The organism is Paenibacillus sp. NPDC055715 (assembly GCF_053617595.1).
In genome coordinates this window covers 42,150-61,720 of record NZ_JBSHGA010000012.1, presented here as the reverse complement: position 1 = coordinate 61,720, position 19,571 = coordinate 42,150, and the positions used below count along the sequence as shown (strand labels likewise).

Below are 19,571 nucleotides of genomic sequence, written 5' to 3'. Positions count from 1 at the left end.
GGCATCAGATTTATTAAATTTAGGGAGGACTCGAAGTAATGACATTATTCAGCCAAATGGCTTATACCCGACCAGAGCAAGCTGAAATTGAACAGCGGTTTAAAACGCTTTTGCAGCAGTTTCGCGAAGCGGACAGCGTAGAGCGTCAAAATGAAGTCATTCATGCCATTAATAAGCTGCGCAGTAACGTGGAAACGCAATTGCAATTAGTAGAGGTTCGACACTCCATTGATACGGAGGACGCATATTACAAAGCAGAGCAAGAGTACGCTGATGATTTCACGCCAGTCATTCAGGAGTATGTAACCGATTACTACCGGGCATTGGTAGACTCGCCGTTCAGAGCCGAGCTGGAGAGCCAGTGGGGTAGCCAGCTTTTCAGTATTGCCGAGGTATCACTCAAGTCGTTCCACCCGGATATCATCGAGGATTTGCAGCAGGAAAATAAGCTGACCTCCGAATATGCTCAGCTCATTGCTTCAGCCAAGATCCAGTTTGAGGGGCAAGAACGCACGTTAGCGCAGCTTTTGCCTTTTGAATTGGCTACAAACCGAGAAACACGCAAACAGGCCTCCGAGGCCAAATATCAATTTATGAGCGAACATGAGGGCGAGTGGGATCGGATTTATGATGAATTGGTCAAGGTCCGCACACGCATGGCACATAAGCTGGGCTATGACAACTTCGTAGAACTGGGCTATGCCCGCTTGGGACGTACAGATTACAATGCTGCGATGGTTGCCAATTTCCGTGAGCAGGTGCTGAAGCACATCGTTCCGCTGGCAACAAAGCTCAAGGAGCGTCAGCGCGAACGGATCGGTGTAGATCAGCTTCGTTATTATGATGAAAGCTTCAATTTCCTGTCAGGCAACCCTACGCCTAAGGGCGATCCGGAGTGGATTCTTCGTAATGGAGCACGTATGTATGAGGAACTTTCACCGGAAACCCATGAATTTTTCAGCTTTATGATCGAACGAGAATTGATGGACCTGATAAGCAAAAAGGGTAAGCAAAGCGGAGGCTATTGTACCTTTTTGAGCGAATATGGCACGCCGTTTATTTTCTCCAATTTCAATGGTACATCCGGTGATATCGATGTGTTGACGCATGAAGCGGGCCATGCTTTCCAGGTGTATGAAAGCCGTCATTTTGAAATTCCAGAGTACCATTGGCCAACCATGGAGGCAGCTGAAATCCATTCCATGAGTATGGAGTTTTTCGCATGGCCCTGGATGAAGCTGTTCTTCGAGGAGGATACGGATAAATATCACTTTGAACATTTGTCCTCATCGTTATTGTTCGTGCCTTACGGCGTAGCTGTGGATGAATTTCAGCATGCAGTATATGAACATCCAGACTGGACGCCAGCCGAACGTAAAAGTGCATGGCGCTCCATTGAACGCAAGTATAAACCGCATTTGGACTATGAAGGCAACGAGTATCTGGAGCAGGGCGGGTTCTGGCATAAGCAGGGACATATTTTCCAATCCCCGTTCTACTATATCGACTATACACTCGCGCAATTGTGCGCATTCCAATTCTGGAAACGTATGAGCATCGACCGGACAGCTGCGTGGGAAGATTACTTGAAGCTGTGCCGTGCCGGGGGGAGTCGTTCTTTTACCGGATTGGTGGAGCTGGCTGGTCTGATCTCGCCGTTCCAGGATGGATGTATCGCTTCTGTGATTGGAGAAATCGAAGCTTGGCTGAACAGCGTGGATGATAAAAAGCTGTAAGCTTAACAAAAAGGGCATTTCGCTTACCTGTAAAGGCCAAAAGGCTTGCAGATGAGATGTCCTTTTGGGTGGAAACAGAGCTGTTGCATGAAAAGAGCCGGGACCCTCTACATGATGTAGAAGTCCCGGCTTTGTGTGATTTTGGAGTGAATATAACACTATTAAATCTTGGTGTTCAGCGGCTTGAGGTTGGCTTCAATGGATGCGCGGCGCGATTCCAAAAATGGCGGTAACGCCAGCGATTCACCCAGAAATTCCAGTTCTTCATCCGTATCAAAGCCAGGTCCATCGGTTGCCAATTCAAACAAAATGCCATTCGGCTCGCGGAAATACAATGAACGGAAGTAAAAGCGATCCACGAACCCTGAGTTGGAAATTTGCAGTTGGTTAATACGTTCAATCCATTTTCTAAGTTCTTCCTCTGTCTCAACACGGAAGGCTACATGATGCACACTGCCTCGCCCCGGGCGCTCTTGTGGAAGATCGTTACGTTCTTCCAGATGAACCTCGGTCCCGGTCCCGCCTTCGCCGGTTTCATAGATGAGCACATCAGGCTGCCCGGCAACGGTGGAAGGATAGGAGCCCTTTTTGTGGAAGCCCATCACCTGTTCCAGAATGAGGATCGTGTTCTCCGCTTTGGGAATAGTCAGATGAACCGGACCAAGTCCGACGATGCCGTATTCAGCAGGGACAGGACTTTTCTCCCAAGGCGTACCCCCCCGCACTCCGTTGTCATGCTCATCCGAAACCAGGAAGAAGCGTTGCCCTTCAAAATCCTCAAACGAAAGCGCCAAGCGTCCCGCTTGATCCGTAATTTCACCATGTTTTACATCCATTTGCTCGAAACGGTTTTTCCAGTAATCCAGTGCCTTGTCATTCGGTACACGCAGGGAGAGCGCCGAAATGCTGTTATTCCCCGTACGGGTTTGCCCCGCATGTGGAATTTCAAAGAAAGTGACTTCGGTACCAGCCGTTCCGCGCTCATCCCCATAAAAGAGGTGATAAACGCTCACATCATCCTGATTCACCGTTTTCTTAATGAGTCGAAGACCCATTACCTGAGTATAAAATTCAACATTCTTAGCCGCCGCCGCCGTAATCGCCGAAACGTGATGCAATCCTAACAATTTCATGTCATTGTCCTCCTTGGTTTTATATGATTAGCATGTAAAAGCGAAATAAACAGTAGTAAACGTAACGTTGCTTTATATTTTTTTGTCTTGATATTAAGATATGCGATTTTGGAACGATTGTCAACCTCGAATTATGTATCCTGGCTCCAATAACTAAGGAGAAAAGAATACAAAATAATGCATAATCATGTAAAATAAATACTTAAAAGCAGATTGGGAATTTTATTAAAAAGGAGTGTGTTCGATGTATACGGATAAGGATTTAACCATTAGGCCCGTTACAGAAGAAGACTTACAGGCTCTTTGGGCGTTAACTTATAAAGAAGAAGCGCCAGAATGGAAGCAATGGGATGCGCCTTATTATGAACATAAGGCACTCTCCTGGAACGATTATTTAGAAGGTAAAGAAAATCGAGTTGAACAAGATGACTTTTGGCTCATTGAAGTGGAAGGTAAGATCATTGGATCGGTTAGCTACTATTGGGAGCATAAACCTTCCCAATGGCTTGAAATGGGAATTGGTATCTTTGATTCACAGTATTGGAGCGGTGGGTATGGTACCAGGGCACTTCGACTGTGGATCACGCATTTGTTTACTACACTACCTCTAGTAAGAGTAGGCTTTACAACCTGGTCAGGAAACCATCGGATGATAAGAGTTGGGGAAAAGCTGGGAATGACCTTGGAGGCCAGGCTTCGAAAGTGCAGATATTATAATGGACAGTATTATGATTCGATTCGAATGGGGCTTTTGCGGGGAGAGTGGAAGCCGTAATTTAATCATAAAGTACAGGAGACTCGGAAGATGCCCCCTTTTTTCAAAGGGGCATCTTCCGAGTCAAAGTTTAAATGGTCTGGCTATCGTTTCAGAATGAATAATTATTGAGGGCAATCAGCAAAAATAGTTTGTAATTCATCTGCATTCACTCCTGTGCCTACTTGTTGGGCAACAACTTTCCCATCTTTTATATATGCTAATGTTGGAGTGCCTTGCAAATTTATATGGTCTTTAAGAAATTGCCTAATTTCAGGACCCCAGTCACCACCATCCTGATTGTAGTAATATATTGGTTGTGATATCCGCCAAGAAAATTCTTTTAAAATGGGAGAAAATTCACGACAATAGTAACAACTAGGTCTACCTATATAAAAATAAAAACCTTCTCCCGAGTTGAATTTATCCATGGTTTCATTCGCACTGATTCTAGATAAATGTTTTACATTTTTTTCGTATTGTTTAATAGTTACGCCTTTTTTAGCTTGGGTAGCATAGTCAGTATCATTTATAGTTACGCCATTATCATTTTCAGCAGTATAGCTAATATCAATTGTAGTTACGCCATTTTCATTTTCGGCAGCATAGTTAGTATCATTGGCAACAAATAAACTCCCTAAACACATAAAAAATAAAAGGACTATTTTTAGCAGAAAGATTTTTTTTGTTTTTATCATAATAAAACCTCCATATTTGTTATAAATTAAAATAATAAGCTGAACTCATAAAATTGAGGTCTCCGCGAATCAGACAATGGATTAAAAAGAAATCCGACCTTTTCTCGAAGAACCTCCAAGACTCCGTCTCGTGTATAGCCCAATACAGCCCCGAGCTGAATCCAGTAATAGACTTATGGAAATAGCTAAATCATGATGTGGTTAATAATGTATTTTTTTTTAGATTATCACCTTCTTAGAGTATTTATACGAAAAGTTAACTACGCATTGAATTAGCTGCCCTATGTGATTTGTATGTTTTGAGCTATAGCAGTTTCACGGATTCAGGTTACTATAATCAGGCTATTTAAAAACATAACTGTAATAAATAACGCTATTTTCGTTATTTTTAGCCTCTCATTATTTTTGTAAATACTAATGTAAATGATAAATCTCTTTCATGTTCAAAATTTCGATTATTTTCTTCATGCCGTGGGCTTTCTAAACTGGCTCTTTATGAATAAACATATATTTCAGAATGAGTAGTGGTTAACGAATATGAATGATCAAATATGATTAAGGTTGGATTGTTTTTACTTTTTTCTGTCGAACAGTTGTTTTTTATAGCATAAAACAGTTAGTTCATGACATGAAGATTTCATTTTGAAAAATAGTGCTAATTTTGGATATAGCATTTTACAGATTAGATAGGATGGTGCCAGCCTATGTATAATAATAAACAAGTAGTAATAATTGATACGGGAATGGATATGACTAATCAAAGTTTAAGTAAACATGTTATAGATGGAGTGAGATTTCAATATTCAGGAAATAAAATTATCGAGGATGATGATTATCAGGATGACCATGGACATGGAACATCTGTCGCTGATACCATTTTGCAAGTTTTTAATGAGGCTCAATTCTATATTATTAAAATAGCTAATGCAGAAGGAAAAACAAGTACTGAACTCTTGCAGAAGGCTTTGAAAAAATGTCTTACTTTGAATATTAAATATATCTGCATCAGTATTTCGGTTACAACAGAAGGATATCAACAGGAGCTTAGCGAGGTTACGCAACAATTGGTAAATCAAAATAAACTCATTTTTATATCCGTGAAAAATGGTAGTCAGATTAGCTATCCTGCTAGTCTGCCAACTGTAATTGGTGTGAATGGACAAAAGTTTTGTTCAAATGAATCGTTTTTATTTACTAAAAATAGAGAGGTACAAGCTGTATTCGATGATTCTCCTATTTTTGTCTATACACTTGCCGAACGGTTTACCTTTTTTAAAGGTACTTCTAAAGCAAATGCTCTTTGTGTAGGGAGAAGTATGCAAATGATCTCTTCCGAGACAACGAACGACATCGTTTATAATAAGGCAGAGATCACATTTTCAGAATGTAATGATGTTCTTGAACGCAAAGCTTTAAAATGTGAAGTGACAATACCTGAATTTGAAACTGAAACTGAAACTGAAATGGATAATGACTTAATAGAAAAGTTTGGTAGCGCTATAGAGCAGGCTATATTTGAAACAACCCATCACAAAGTGGAGATCCGTTCCTTATATAATGGCCCTTTTATTTCACGATTAACAGGATTAACTTATACTAATTTCCATCTGTTTTGGAGTTGTTTAGAAAAAAAAATGCACTGTCATGTAGGCAATTATCACAATATCAATATATCAAATGTTTGTTCTCTGGCTGCATTGTTGAAGTATGTGGAGGAAGTAGCCATCTGCTCAAACGTACCAGAGAAGTAAATAAACCGCTCATGAGCCATCGCTCGCAAACCTAGCATGAAAATGGCAGCAGGGTTTGGGCGAACGAGAAGCGCTCTATACTGGTAATCCTGCCATGAAAAGCACAGGCATGACCTTTACGGGGCGTTTTTGGAGAAATCTCTGGCAAGCCTGGACGCAAAGATTGATGAGCATCTCAAGAACTACCGGATCGAATACGAGTTAATACAAACGATTTCCGGAAGGATAAAAAAATTACACATAGCAAAACAAATATGTTATAGTTTGGATAACATATATTCTTAATACTTAAAATAATAATTAAAAATGTACAATTATTAACACAGAAAGAATTATAGTATAAAAATGAGATTTTCACACTATTTTCACGTAATATGTGTTATTTATGACAACAAACCGTTCATTCATGACAAGTGAATTATAGAACAAGCCGTTCATTCTAGAATTGAAGTTACTAAGCCATATTAAGTTTTGTTTTCGAACATAATACTCAGGATAAACTTAAAATGGACCTGAATAATCAGCAAAGAGAAAGTTAACATTCCTGGCAACTATGAATCTATTCAGGTATGCAACATTCATAGGTTTATCTATACACAGATACTTTACAATTGATGTACTCATGAATTTATTGTAAGGGTGTGATGGAATGCTAAACATTGCTTTGTGCGATGATACAAATGTAGAACTGGCTCGGGTGGAGAGGTTTACGTTAGAATATCCCTTTACCAAAGTAGAAGTGGATACTTTTGGAAGTGGACAAAAATTGCTTCAGTATGTAGCTAAAAATAAAATTGAGTACAATATTTATCTTCTTGATATTGAGATGCCCGATATGGATGGAATTAGTTTGGCCAAAAAAATAAGGGAATTTGACAAAAGAGCTGTAATCGTTTTTATAACCAATTATAGTGAATACATGCCAGATGTATTTAAAGTGCAAACGTTTGATTACATACTGAAACCGGTTAATAAGGAAACCCTTTTTGAAATTCTCCAAAGAGCCGATCATTATTTGCATAGTTCACATAGTTATTTTGAGTTTAGTTATGAACGAAACAAGTTTGTCATAAATACAGATGAGATTATGTGCTTTGAGAAAAGTGGAAGGGCCGCTCATATTTATACGGAGAAAAAAGAATATAAGTGTAACCAGACGACTACACAAATACTGGCTCAACTTGATCATATGGTTTTCACTCAGATTCATGCTTCGTATATCATTAATCTAAAATATGTTGTTGGAATGAAATGTGAAAATATATTGATTAAACGAATCATAAATAATGAAATTCAGGACATTTATCAAGAATTACCCATCAGTAGAAAGTATAAAAAAGATTTCAAACAAAAAATGATGAATTACATGAGGAAGAGATTCTAATTGGAAAGAGCCATATTTGATCTTATACTAAATTCTTTTGATATTTTCATTATAAGTAGATTCCTGAATAAAGTTCTATTTGTTAAAAAAGGATTTTCAACAGAAAAAATCTTGATGCTAACGATTGCATTAATAGGTTTAACAGCAGTTGGTGTGTGCTTTTTACAAACAACATTTAATTTTGTGTTAAGTGTTGTTTTAGTGTGCGCTGTACTTTGTTTTTACCCAAAGAATCATATAACAACAAAACTATGTTGGGGCACAGTTGTAATTTTAATAGGAATCTTATCAGAAGGAGTATCTTGGGCCATCATGAATGTTTGTTTTCCAAATGTACTCCTAACATCAGGTGATTTATCTTATTACTACGAAACGGGTGCTATCCTCTCATGGATCAGTAAATTTTTCTTTTTTTTGTGGATCCCTTTGCTATTTAAAATAGATGTTTATCAAAGAGGAACTACGCCGCATTATTTATACGTTTTTTTGCTCGCCGCTCCTATCATAACTATTGGTTTATTATGCAACCGTTTTGATTTGATTTTAAGGTCAGACAGGATCCCAATTGAATGGTTAAGTGTAATTTTTATGATCGGTATTTTATTGATCAACATTATCGTATTAATTATTTATGAACAATTGAGACAAATGTACGGCGAAATGATGGAACAGGAATTATTAAGTTTCAATTTTAAGACAAAAAAAAATCACTATGACAACCTGGAGAAATCACAAAAAGAAATCCGTAAAATCAGACATAATATGAAAAATGAGTTGTTGACCTTAAAAGGATTGCTGAAAGAAAATAACAGAGAGGCGGCAGAGGAGTATATAGAAGAAATTCTCTCAGATATTAAATGTACTGAAACTCAGAAATATACACCGAACAATGTCCTTAATTACGTACTCACTGAGAAAATAAATTTGGCTACTGAAAAAAACATTTTAGTGAATGTTGATAGTTTTCTTCCAGAAAAATTTTCTCTAAATAATAAAATTATAGCCGTTGTATTTGGTAATTTGCTGGACAATGCAGTAGAGGGTTGTGACAAGATAAGCGAAGGTGAGAAAACAATTGATATAAAAATAAAATATCACGAAAGGCAGCTTTATATAGAAATTTCCAATACTTTTAATCCGGAGTTTGTAAATAGTAATTTTATAAGTAATAAAAAGAATAGAAGAAACCATGGTTTTGGATTGAAAAGTGTCAAGCAGATCGTAAAAGAAAACTCGGGAATCCTGGATATAAGAACCGTAGAAGATAGGTTTTATGTCAATATTATATTATGGGACTTCAAATAAAAGACCGAATTAATGAAAGGGCATGCTATGTAATCCTAATACAGATTTCAAAACACAACCTGCTTCTGGATTATAAAGCTACGCCCTTTTCTTATAAATATTTTTCATATATCATGTAAAGTCTCTTAACTTAGATTATTTTACAAAAAGATAACTATGCATCTGAATTTTTAATTAAATATTTATAAGTTAATAAGTTATTTAATAATTTTACTGATTAATATTACCACCCTCCTGTAAACCAACCGCTACAATCATTTTTTCCCTTAGGAGCACAATCGTGACCGCAATCATTTGGGTCACAATAACCTTGAACCAACATATCAAATTTTTCCATATCCAGCGTTTCTAATTGCTCCATTTTTTCCATTGTATAGTCTCCTTTAATTATAATTTTATATATTCAGATGCATAGTTAACTAATTAAATGGTTCTTTATCATTTTTGGAAAGTAGCAATAGGTTCTAACGAACTGTTCTTATACAGAATACAATTAAAAGCGTGGAAAAAAAAACGAATGTAATAATAAGCGCTTTTTGTGTAATATTTGGTTTCTTTATGTGGAATTATTAATGATTCGGATGACTACTATTACAGTATGTCAGCCAAATGGTCAACCTTTAATTTAGAATATCTCGCTCTTAGCAACAGAAGGCTGACCCATAATAGGATTACTGCTTTTGGGCCAGCCTCATCTGCTTTAACGACTGGACAAAAATAAACTCATACATTTACTCTGTCTGTCGTAGCTGCTCCACGATACTTTGTTTATTGTTTAGAGAGTAAATCATTAATGGAATGGATACCCCGAGAACAACCAATACAGGTAATATAGCTATTATGGGCCATATTAAGAAGTGATAGCTGAAAAACCACATTGTCTCACTAATAGGTTTTGCAACGGAAACCGAAAATATGATGGCTAATAGGATAGAGAGTAAGCTGGTGCCGACTACATAATACAGTCCTTCATAGGGCAGCATGCTGCGCAGTTGCTTTTTGGTCATCCCAATGCTTTGCAACATGGCAAGTTCCTGACGCCGGGTTAATATGTTGGTTAGAATCGCATTTACAAAGTTCAGGATACCGATCAGGCCAATGATCGAGCTGAGTGTACCACCAATCATCACAAACGTGCTTTGTAACCCCGACATTTCATTCATTACAGTGAATTTGGATTTATAGTCCATCATCGGTTCCGTTGTTTCTGTGTATCTTTTTAAAAAATTCTCCATATCTGCTTCCTTATCGGAGGATACATTAAATGCATAACTCATCACAGCAGGCTGTTCGACTAGCGTCTTGTAAACATCCGCTGGGAGATAAAATTGATAATTACTAATTCGATCCTTATACGTATTGGTTGCAACATGTCCAAGCACTACTAATTCGTGGGTGACATATTTTTTATCCAACGGATCTTCTGTTGTTCCCATAAAATTATGGAAGGTCACTTTTTTTCCAATTTTATGTTGAGCATATTCCATGTAGGGGACGTTATAATCGTTTAAATCTATTCCTTCCAATATATATTTCCCAGATTCCAGTTTTTTTAAGTCAATTTCACCATCGATTAGTTGTAATCGCTGGAGGAGAACATCTTCCATTCCATAAACCTGTGTAAGAAAGTTTCCTCGAGAGTCCGTCGTGTCTCCTGTGGTATTCGTTTTGTCCTCAACAGTAAGTGCTGAGGTACCCCTTGTTCTGGCTGGGCCAGCATATATCCTTTCACCCCATTCAAACCCAGGCTGAGCCTCTACGGCCTGAATAAAGCTCTCGGTAGTCTCGGTTGCAGAGCCATTATAATGAGAAAGCTGAAAATACTCTGCATGCGCAATAAGAAAGTCGGTGTCATTGAATTTAGACAAATACTTATTCATATCCATACTCTGAGATAGCGTAAACGTTGTATTCAAGAGTACTAGACTTAAAGAAAGACTGAATGACCAGCAGAAGGGTACGTTTCTTGTTGCGTCCCAGATTGGCGCGAGCCATGCAGTGCATACTTGCTCCCCGGGTCGATTTTCTCAACTTTGTCTTGTTCCTACGGTCTCTGTCTACATATCTTACCGCCTCGACTGGTGATACTTGATTTTATACTAAATTCTTTTGATATTTTCATTATAAGTAGATTTCTGAATAAAGTTCTATTTGTTAAAAAAGGATTTTCAAAAGACGGATTGTAAAATGAAGTGCGACACCTGCTGGAAATAAATAAAAAAGGGCCCATGGCCGGATTCGTGTAGAATGAAAGTTCCAACACCCACATTTACACAAGGAGAATCCACCATGAGCTACACACATCTTAGCATAATCGAACGAAGCAAGCTAGAAATCCTGCATCAGCAGGGGAAAAGTTCAAGAGCCATCGCTGAGGAGCTGGGGCGACATCATGCGACCAATTGCCGGGAAATCCGTCGGAATGTGCTGAGCTAGAGTCCTACGATGCACAGCGCTCCCAACATGCTTACGAGCAGCGCCGTAGAGCCTCTGTACCCCAAGGCAAATGGACAGAGGAACAAGCGGTAGAGCTCGAAGAGAAGTTGCATGCGACATGGTCACCTGATCAGATCGTGGAGCGTTTTAGAATAGAAGGCAAGCCCACCGTGTGCTGCAAAACCATCTATCGCTGGCTCTATGTAGGCCGCCTTGCCCAGGCGGACGTGAAGGTGCTACGGCACAAAGGTAAACGGCAACAGCCTGCTGAAAAACGAGGGAAGTTTGCCGTGGGTAAGTCGATTTCCGAACGCCCCAAGGAGGTGCGTTCCCGGGACACCTTTGGACACTGGGAGCTAGACACGGTGGTGTCTGGTCGTGGGAAAAGCAAAGGCTGTGTGGCGACCTTCATTGAACGGAAAACCCGTCTGTACACCGCGATTCAAATGCCCGATCGCACGGCATTGTCGATGGAGATTGCCTTTGGCGTAGCGGCTTCTCAGTACCCTGCTGGGGCGTTTCAAACAGCGACTGCAGATCGAGGCAAAGAGTTTGCCTGTTACGCGAACCTGGAAACCACACATGGCGTGCAGATCTACTTTGCTGACCCATACTCCTCCTAGCAAAGAGGGTCGAATGAGAACGCGAACGGCTTGCTTCGAGAGTTTTTTCCTAAAGGCACAGACTTTGCCCAAGTATTCGATGGGGCATTGGAGCGTTCGCTTGATTTAATCAACCATCGCCCCCGAAAATGTCTGGAGTGGAAAACCGCTCACGAATCTTTCACACAGGAACTGTCGCACTTGGCTTGACAATCCGTCATTTTTACAGTTTATTGGAAGCGAATTTGCTCATTTATAGTTATTACTACGAAACGGGTGCTATCCTCTCAGGGATCAGTAAATTTTTCTTTTTTTTGTGGATCCCTTTGTTATTTAAAATAGATGTTTATCAAAGAGGAACTACGCCGCATTATTTATACGTTTTTTTGCTTGTCGTTCCTATCATAACTCTTGGTTTATTATGCAACCGTTTTGATTTGATTTTAAGGTCAGACAGGATCCCAATTGAATGGTTAAGTGTAATTTTTATGATCGGTATTTTATTGATCAACATTATCGTGTTAATTATTTATGAACAATTGAGCCAAATGTACGGCGAAATGATGGAACAGGAATTATTAAGTTTCAATTTTAAGACAAAAAATAATCACTATGACAACCTGGAGAAATCACAAAAAGAAATCCGTAAAATCAGACATAATATGAAAAATGAGTTGTTGATCTTAAAAGGATTGCTGAAAGAAAATAACAGAGAGGCGGCAGAGGAGTATATAGAAGAAATTCTCTCAGATATTAAATGTACTGAAACTCAGAAATATACACCGAACAATGTCCTTAATTACGTACTCACTGAGAAAATAAATTTGGCTACTGAAAAAAACATTTTAGTGAATGTTGATAGTTTTCTTCCAGAAAAATTTTCTCTAAATAATAAAATTATAGCCGTTGTATTTGGTAATTTGCTGGACAATGCAGTAGAGGGTTGTGACAAGATAAGCGAAGGTGAGAAAACAATTGACATAAAAATAAAATATCACGAAAGGCAGCTTTATATAGAAATTTCCAATACTTTTAATCCGGGGTTCATAAATAGTAATTTTATAAGTAATAAAAAGAATAGAAGAAACCATGGTTTTGGATTGAAAAGTGTTAAGCAGATCGTAAAAGAAAACTCGGGAATCCTGGATATAAGAACCGTAGAAGATAGGTTTTATGTCAATATTATATTATGGGACTTCAAATAAAAGACCGAATTAATGAAAGGGCATGCTATGTAATCCTAATACAGAATTCAAAACATAACCTGCTTCTGGATTACATAGCTACGCCCTCTTTCTATTAAAATATTTTTCATATATCATATAAAGTCTCTTAACTCAGATTATTTTACAAAAAAGATAACTATGCATCTGAATTTTTAATTAAATATTTATAAGTTAATAAGTCATTTAATAATTTTACTGATTAATATTACCACCATCCTGTATACATAGCGTTACAATCAGTACCTGAACGACGAGCACAATCGTGTTTGCAATCATTTGGGTCACAAATAGCTTGAATCAACATATCAAACTTTTCCATATTTAGAGATTCTAATTTTTCCTTTTTTTCCATTATATAATCTCCTTTGATTAAATTTTATATATTCAGATGCATAGTTAACTAATTAAATGGTTCTTTATCATTTTTGGAAAGTAGCAATAGGTTCTAACGAACTGTTCTTATACAGAATACAATTAAAAGCGTGGAAAAAAAACGAATATAATAATAAGCGCTTTTTGTGTAATATTTGGTTTCTTTATGTGGAATTATGAATGATTCGGATGACTACTATTACAGCATGTCAGTCAAGTGGTCAACCTTTAATTTAGAATATCTCGTTCTTAACAATAGAAGGCTGACCCATAATAGGATTACTGCTTTTGGGCCAGCCTCATCTGTTTTAACGACTGGACAAAAATAAACTCATACATTTACTCTGTCTGTCGTAGCTGCTCCACGATACTTTGTTTATTGTTTAGAGAGTAAATCATTAATGGAATGGACACCCCGAGAATAACCAATACAGGTAATATAGCTATTATGGGCCATATTAAGAAATGATAGCTGAAAAACCACATTGTCTCACTAATAGGTTTTGCAACGGAAACCGAAAATATGATGGCTAACACGATGGAGAGCAGGCTTGTGCCCACTACATAATAAAGTCCTTCATAGGCCAACATGCTACGTAGCTGCTTTTTGGTCATCCCGATGCTTTGCAGCATGGCAAATTCCTGACGTCGGATCAATATATTCGTAAGCATTGCATTTATAAAGTTCAGGATACCGATCAGTCCAATGATCGAGCTGAGTGTACCACCAATCATCACAAACGTGCTTTGTAACCCCGACATTTCATTCATTACAGTGAATTTGGATTTATAGTCCATCATCGGTTCCGTTGTTTCTGTGTATCTTTTCAAAAAATTCTCCATATCTGCTTCCTTGTCGGAGGATACATTAAATGCATAACTCATCACAGCAGGCTGTTCGACTAGCGTCTTGTAAACATCCGCTGGGAGATAAAATTGATAACTAGTAATTCGATCCTTATACGTATTGGTTGCAACATGTCCAAGCACTACTAATTCGTGGGTGACATATTTTTTATCCAATGGATCTTCTGTTGTTCCCATAAAATTATGGAAGGTCACTTTTTCTCCAATTTTATGTTGAGCATATTCCATGTAGGGGACGTTATAATCGTTTAAATCTATTCCTTCTAATATATATTTCCCGGATGCCAGTTTTTTCAAGTCAATCTCACCATCGATTAGTTGTAATCGCTGGAGTAAACGATCTTCCATTCCATAAACCTGTGTAAGAAAGTTTCCTCGAGAGTCCGTCGTGTCTCCCGTGGTATTCGTTTTGTCCTCAACAGTAAGCGCTGAGGTGCCCCTTGTTCTGGCTGGGCCAGCATATATCCTTTCACCCCATTCAAACCCAGGCTGAGCCTCTACGGCCTGAATAAAGCTCTCGGTAGTCTCGGTTGCAGAGCCATTATACTGAGAAAGCTGAAAATACTCTGTATGCGCAATAAGAAAGTCGGTGTCATTGAATTTAGACAAATACTTATTCATATCCATACTCTGAGATAGCGTAAACGTTGTATTCAAGAGTACTAGACTTAAAGAAAGACTGATGACCACCAGAAGGGTACGTTTCTTGTTGCGTCCCAGATTGGCGCGAGCCATGCAGTGCATACTTGCTCCCCGGGTCGATTTTCTCAACTTTGTCTTGTTCCTACGGTCTCTGTCTATATATCTTACCGCCTCGACTGGCGATACGTTGGCGGCTATTTTGCCTGGCTTAAAAATGCTGATGAACACCGTAATAAGTGTGAACAACGCTGCTCCTATAAAAATCCATGGACTTGGGGATACCGATACTTCCATACCAGCTAAAGCTGTGTTGTTTATAATCAGTGGAACAAGCGACTTACCCACTATAAAGCCTATGATTAAGCCAATGGGAATCCCGATTACGGAGAGGTGTAGGGCTTGTCTGCGAATGATCTTACGGATCTGCCTGCCGCTTGTACCGATCGTCTTCAGTAGACCGTAAAAACGAATATCTCGCATCACCGAAATTTGGAAGATATTATAGATAATCAAGTATCCGGTGAACAAGATTAGCAGCACACCTGAAATGAGTGCAAAGATGATTCCAGGGTCCATACTGAAATTGGTCGAAAGATAAGCCCAGTTAACATTGCTTTGTACATAATTAGCTGCGTCTTTATCAAGGGAATAACCGCTTTCTATGATTACTTTATCCAGCTTACTTTGTAAATCGAGACTATTGTCGAACATGATAAAGGGATTAATGGTCCCCGTATAGGAATGATCTGTTTTATATGTGTTTTGCAATTCAGCAACATGCGCATCCAGATAAGCTTTGGAAGCGTAGATTTGTCCTACATTAAACATGGAATCGCTCTCCCACCAGCCGGAGAGGACAAAGTTGCGTTCTAAATGTTCGCCACGAATGTCAAGCTGCAGGGTTACAGGCGCACCAACCTTTAAGGGAATCCCTAGCAGCCGCAGCGTCTGAACATCTGCTATTACTTCATTTTCGGCTGTAGGTTTATGACCACCATCCAGCTCAATGAATCCGAGCTTTAGCGCTACATCATCGTAATACCAGAACTCCGTGTGGCGTTTTAGAAATTCCTTGTTCAAGACACCGTCACACAAGATGCGTCTGTACGCCATTTCTTTGATCAACGGGTGTTCTTTAACCTTTGTAAACACCTCATCATTGATATATTTGATCACGGCATGACCATCCCCACCGGCTTGCCGCATGCTTGCCCGCTGCATGCTGTCCACAGTGCCCAGCCCCATGGTGTACAACGTCGTAAATAACAATGAAGTGAGGGCTATGGCTATAATGGCAATGAGATTCCTTGTTTTATTGACTTTATAGCTTTTATCTGCCAAATTACGGATCACTTTTTTGTTTTTAACCTGGATCATCTGGACACACCACCAACCATTTTACCGTCCTCAATGCGGATGATGCGATCTGCCATTTGAGCAATTTCTTCGTTATGGGTAATCATCACGATTGTTTGGCGAAACTGCTGGCTAGACACCTTAATAAGGCCCATGACATCCATGCTGGTTTTGCTGTCTAGGTTACCAGTAGGTTCATCTGCCAAAATGATGGCCGGCTTCGCTGCCAGTGCTCTTGCAATGGCTACGCGCTGTTGCTGTCCTCCCGAAAGATTGCTCGGCAGATTGTTTAGTTTGTTCTTAAGGCCCAGCGTATTCACAATTTTGTCCAGATAGACTTTGTCCGGTTGCTTCCCGTCCAATTCAATAGGGAGCACAATATTTTCGTACACATTTAAGACAGGCACCAGATTATAATTTTGAAAGATAAATCCGATCTTTCGTCTTCGGAAAATAGTCAACTCTTCATCTTTCAGCGAAAAGATATCCTTGCCGTCAACCGTGACATTTCCGCTTGTCGGTCGGTCCAGTCCACCTAGCATATGCAACAGGGTGGACTTGCCGCTGCCAGATGTACCTATAATGGCTACAAACTCCCCGTGGTCTACCTCCAAGTCCACCCCGTCCAAAGCATGAACAGCCGTATCCCCGTTGCCGTAAATTTTTTTCAGGTTATTCGTTTCTAATATCTTCATTTTGCTCTCCTCCAAATAAATAATGTCTGTATCGTAGTCATCTACAATACAGACATTATCATATTAATCTTTCCACAATCTTTCAGAAATCTAACAGTGTTGAAAGAACTTTAAATGATTTAGCATTCATTTACTTGCCTACTGCGAAGTTCTCTAATATATATTCGAATTTTTTTACGGTAGCATAATGGATTTTTTGAGCTGTACAGAACACGGGGGAAGCATTATAATAATTTTCGGTTTGGATTTTATTAATAATTTTGCACATTTTACTACGACAATTATTGAACATTGCGCAGCGCGTACAAGTGCCTTCTTCGTGTTGATTAATTTCATGTAAATTGGTTAACTTATGGTCATTTAGACCTGTGAATATATCCCCCAAGGAGAATTCTTCGTGCCCAACTGCATAAATACAAGGATAAATTTCACCTGTACTGGAGAAATGAAAGTTTGTCAGACAGCCATCACAGGCACCTCTTGGACGGAAATGCTCATTTTTGAAATTGTATAAATGATACTGAGACTGTCTAAAATCCTTTTCAACCAGATAGGAGAAGACCTTGTTGAGATTTTGTTGATATATATGCATAAGCTCCTTGTTCCAATGTGGATCATTTTCATCTATAGCAAAAGTAACAAGCGGACAACCTTTCTCATAAAGATCAATGTAGTTGTCAGCAAAGTGCATCACATTATTAGCTGTAACAGTCATTCTCAAGCGATAAAATTGTTTTTTGTTATTTAAATAGTTAATAGTCTTCATAACATGTGTATAACTGCCATGTCCACTCTTATATACCCTATTGATATCATGGCTTTCCTGCTTTCCATCCACACTAACGGTTAATTCGACTTGATTGGCGACATAATCAAGTCTATCTTTACTGTGAGTTGTTCCGTTGGTTGTCATTGAAAAAACAACGTTACCAGAGAGCCTAGATTTTAATTCTTCAATAAGATAATGAACGATTGGGTAATTAAGCAGCGGCTCCCCACCATGTAACCCTATATGAATTTTATCTTTATGTTTTTCAGGATTTGCAGCAAGTATTTTTTCCGTATATTCAATAGCTTTAGTAGCCGTTTCCTGATTCATTGTTTTTGGGGCTTTGTTAACATAGCAATATTTGCATCTCAAGTTGCAATCTTCGGTCACCCAATAGGTAAAATTCATTTTGTCACTCTCCTGTCAATAATTTAGTTATTCCAAACTAATTGTTGAAGTTGCTTCTTTTGTTTTTGGCAAATGGAATCGAATAGCTCTTGATTTTGATGCAAATAATAAATATTGCTAATACAATGGTGGCAAAATAAATTAACATCGCAGTCCTTGCAAGGCTCAAATTTCCAGGGTCTTACACGTCCAATTTGATCATAATCCGCTCTTTGATTGCCCTTAGCCATTAATTCAATTAACTGATCATCAAATACATTTCCTAGAACAAAATCTTCAGATTCCATCAATCCTCCACACGGATAGATATTCCCGTTTCCGCCTATAAAGATTTCTTTTTTTCCTGGTGAACAAAGTCGGCAGGCAACATCTTGGGAGGTCAGATAATCTACAAAAGGTTTCACCGGGAATATCTCTTGGCTATTTTCTCCGGCTCTTCCTTCAGGTGTCATCGTACGTACTAGGGGTTCCACTTTTAACTTTTTACACAATTTTAGGAATCTTTCTCTTCCTCCGTCAAGGGTGTAGTTAGTAATCGTCATCGATAAAGCAATTTTCTGTAACCCCTTGCTCTGCAGTAATTTGATACTTTTAATCACTCTATTAAAGACACCTTTACCTCTAATTTTTGCGCAAGTTTCTTCATCATACCCATCTACACTCATAGAAACCTTATCCACGTACTTAAGGAGTTGTTCAGCGTTTCTCTCAGAAATAAAAAGACCGTTCGTTGATAACAAAATGGTACCATCAAACTTGCGTCTTAGGTAAGCCAAAATGTCCATAATATCTATACGCAGCATAGGTTCTCCGCCTGTCACATTAATGGCTTGGGGCCGAAGTACGACGATCTGATCAATAACCTCTTTTACTTTTTCTGTTGTTAAAGCATCGGTGAACTTTAGATCAGCGCTGGCGCTGCAATGTTTACATTTTAGGTTGCATTTATTTGTCAAAGCCAGATATACGACATCTAAGGACTCTTTATAAATATGGGTGAGCTGATCTTCAGTTAGGATACATTGAATATTTACTAATCCATGAAAAAGGTTCGATAAATTTTGGGCGACTTCAGCGTGCGGTGAACCTTCAGTGGGCGATAGGAATAACTCAGTTTCCCCTTCATCTACCATATCCTTCAATACACAATAATAAGATTTGGATGTTTTTAGAAAATTACCCGTTTTTGTATTAGCGATAATGGCTTGATGATTATGATACAACTCATGCAAATAAGGATTAAAGACATATTTCATGATCAATTCCCCTCTCATACAATCTACTTCTCTGCATTAAATACATCATTATTTTTGCAAGTAAATAGTTTATATGTCATAATCCGATGTTTTATTGACAAAATGAACAGAGAATTAGTTGAATAAAAACAAGCAAAATGTATTTTATGACATGAAAAAGGTGCTTAATGTCATGAACAGG

14 protein-coding genes and 2 pseudogenes are annotated in these 19,571 nt (G+C 38.6%); 7 read left to right on the top strand and 9 right to left on the bottom strand.

Annotation, left to right across the window (positions count from 1 at the left end):
• Positions 1-38 precede the first annotated feature (38 nt).
• The gene (locus ACWGOO_RS18150) at positions 39-1,736 is read left to right on the top strand and encodes a M3 family oligoendopeptidase (RefSeq protein WP_452485684.1); all 1,698 of its coding nucleotides are present in this window, start codon (positions 39-41) and stop codon (positions 1,734-1,736) included.
• Positions 1,737-1,897: 161 nt separating this feature from the next.
• Here ACWGOO_RS18150 and ACWGOO_RS18145 read toward each other — a convergent pair whose 3' ends face one another.
• Entirely contained in the window at positions 1,898-2,869 is a 972-nt protein-coding gene (locus ACWGOO_RS18145; RefSeq protein WP_452485682.1) for a ring-cleaving dioxygenase, read from the bottom strand.
• A gap of 244 nt (positions 2,870-3,113) precedes the next feature.
• Between ACWGOO_RS18145 and ACWGOO_RS18140 the strand changes: the two genes are divergently transcribed.
• Complete coding sequence (locus tag ACWGOO_RS18140) at positions 3,114-3,644, top strand: GNAT family N-acetyltransferase (RefSeq protein ID WP_452485680.1); 531 nt, start codon at positions 3,114-3,116, stop codon at positions 3,642-3,644.
• A 104-nt stretch (positions 3,645-3,748) separates the two neighbouring features.
• Here ACWGOO_RS18140 and ACWGOO_RS18135 read toward each other — a convergent pair whose 3' ends face one another.
• Positions 3,749-4,321, bottom strand: a complete 573-nt coding sequence (locus ACWGOO_RS18135; RefSeq protein ID WP_452485678.1) for a thiol reductase thioredoxin — start codon at positions 4,319-4,321, stop codon at positions 3,749-3,751.
• 704 nt (positions 4,322-5,025) lie between these two features.
• Between ACWGOO_RS18135 and ACWGOO_RS18130 the strand changes: the two genes are divergently transcribed.
• The 3 genes from ACWGOO_RS18130 to ACWGOO_RS18120 all read left to right on the top strand — a co-directional run bounded on the left by ACWGOO_RS18130 (position 5,026) and on the right by ACWGOO_RS18120 (position 8,761).
• Positions 5,026-6,072, top strand: coding sequence for a S8 family serine peptidase (locus ACWGOO_RS18130; RefSeq protein ID WP_452485676.1), 1,047 nt, complete (start codon positions 5,026-5,028; stop codon positions 6,070-6,072).
• 649 nt (positions 6,073-6,721) lie between these two features.
• Entirely contained in the window at positions 6,722-7,456 is a 735-nt protein-coding gene (locus ACWGOO_RS18125; RefSeq protein ID WP_452485674.1) for a LytR/AlgR family response regulator transcription factor, read from the top strand.
• Positions 7,457-7,570: 114 nt separating this feature from the next.
• A complete protein-coding gene (locus ACWGOO_RS18120; protein ID WP_452485672.1) occupies positions 7,571-8,761 on the top strand; it encodes a GHKL domain-containing protein in 1,191 nt (396 codons plus the stop codon).
• Between the two features lie 223 nt (positions 8,762-8,984).
• Here the strand turns inward: ACWGOO_RS18120 and ACWGOO_RS18115 are convergent, their stop codons facing one another.
• Together ACWGOO_RS18115 and ACWGOO_RS18110 are read right to left on the bottom strand one after the other, a co-directional pair.
• Positions 8,985-9,131 carry a hypothetical protein gene (locus ACWGOO_RS18115; protein WP_452485670.1) on the bottom strand — a complete coding sequence of 49 codons (147 nt, stop codon included), beginning with the start codon at positions 9,129-9,131 and terminating at the stop codon, positions 8,985-8,987.
• 361 nt (positions 9,132-9,492) lie between these two features.
• Positions 9,493-10,849 (bottom strand): annotated as a pseudogene (locus ACWGOO_RS18110) (ABC transporter permease); the annotation flags it as partial.
• 201 nt (positions 10,850-11,050) lie between these two features.
• Between ACWGOO_RS18110 and ACWGOO_RS18105 the strand changes: the two are divergent.
• Positions 11,051-12,009 (top strand): annotated as a pseudogene (locus tag ACWGOO_RS18105) (IS30 family transposase).
• Positions 11,949-13,004 carry an ATP-binding protein gene (locus ACWGOO_RS18100; protein WP_452485668.1) on the top strand — a complete coding sequence of 352 codons (1,056 nt, stop codon included), beginning with the start codon at positions 11,949-11,951 and terminating at the stop codon, positions 13,002-13,004. The pseudogene ACWGOO_RS18105 and the gene ACWGOO_RS18100 overlap by 61 nt, the downstream one beginning before the upstream one ends.
• 226 nt (positions 13,005-13,230) lie before the next feature.
• Here ACWGOO_RS18100 and ACWGOO_RS18095 read toward each other — a convergent pair whose 3' ends face one another.
• From ACWGOO_RS18095 to ACWGOO_RS18075, 5 genes are all read right to left on the bottom strand, one after another.
• A complete protein-coding gene (locus ACWGOO_RS18095; RefSeq protein WP_452485667.1) occupies positions 13,231-13,377 on the bottom strand; it encodes a hypothetical protein in 147 nt (48 codons plus the stop codon).
• Between the two features lie 359 nt (positions 13,378-13,736).
• Entirely contained in the window at positions 13,737-16,283 is a 2,547-nt protein-coding gene (locus tag ACWGOO_RS18090; protein WP_452485665.1) for an ABC transporter permease, read from the bottom strand.
• Positions 16,280-16,957 (bottom strand): ABC transporter ATP-binding protein, encoded by a 678-nt coding sequence (locus ACWGOO_RS18085; RefSeq protein ID WP_452485663.1) that lies wholly within the window; start codon positions 16,955-16,957, stop codon positions 16,280-16,282. Before ACWGOO_RS18085 ends, ACWGOO_RS18090 begins: the two co-directional genes overlap by 4 nt.
• Before the next feature lie 130 nt (positions 16,958-17,087).
• Entirely contained in the window at positions 17,088-18,134 is a 1,047-nt protein-coding gene (locus tag ACWGOO_RS18080) for a radical SAM protein (protein ID WP_452485661.1), read from the bottom strand.
• A 23-nt stretch (positions 18,135-18,157) separates the two neighbouring features.
• The gene (locus ACWGOO_RS18075; protein ID WP_452485659.1) at positions 18,158-19,390 is read right to left on the bottom strand and encodes a radical SAM/SPASM domain-containing protein; all 1,233 of its coding nucleotides are present in this window, start codon (positions 19,388-19,390) and stop codon (positions 18,158-18,160) included.
• Positions 19,391-19,571: the final 181 nt, after the last annotated feature.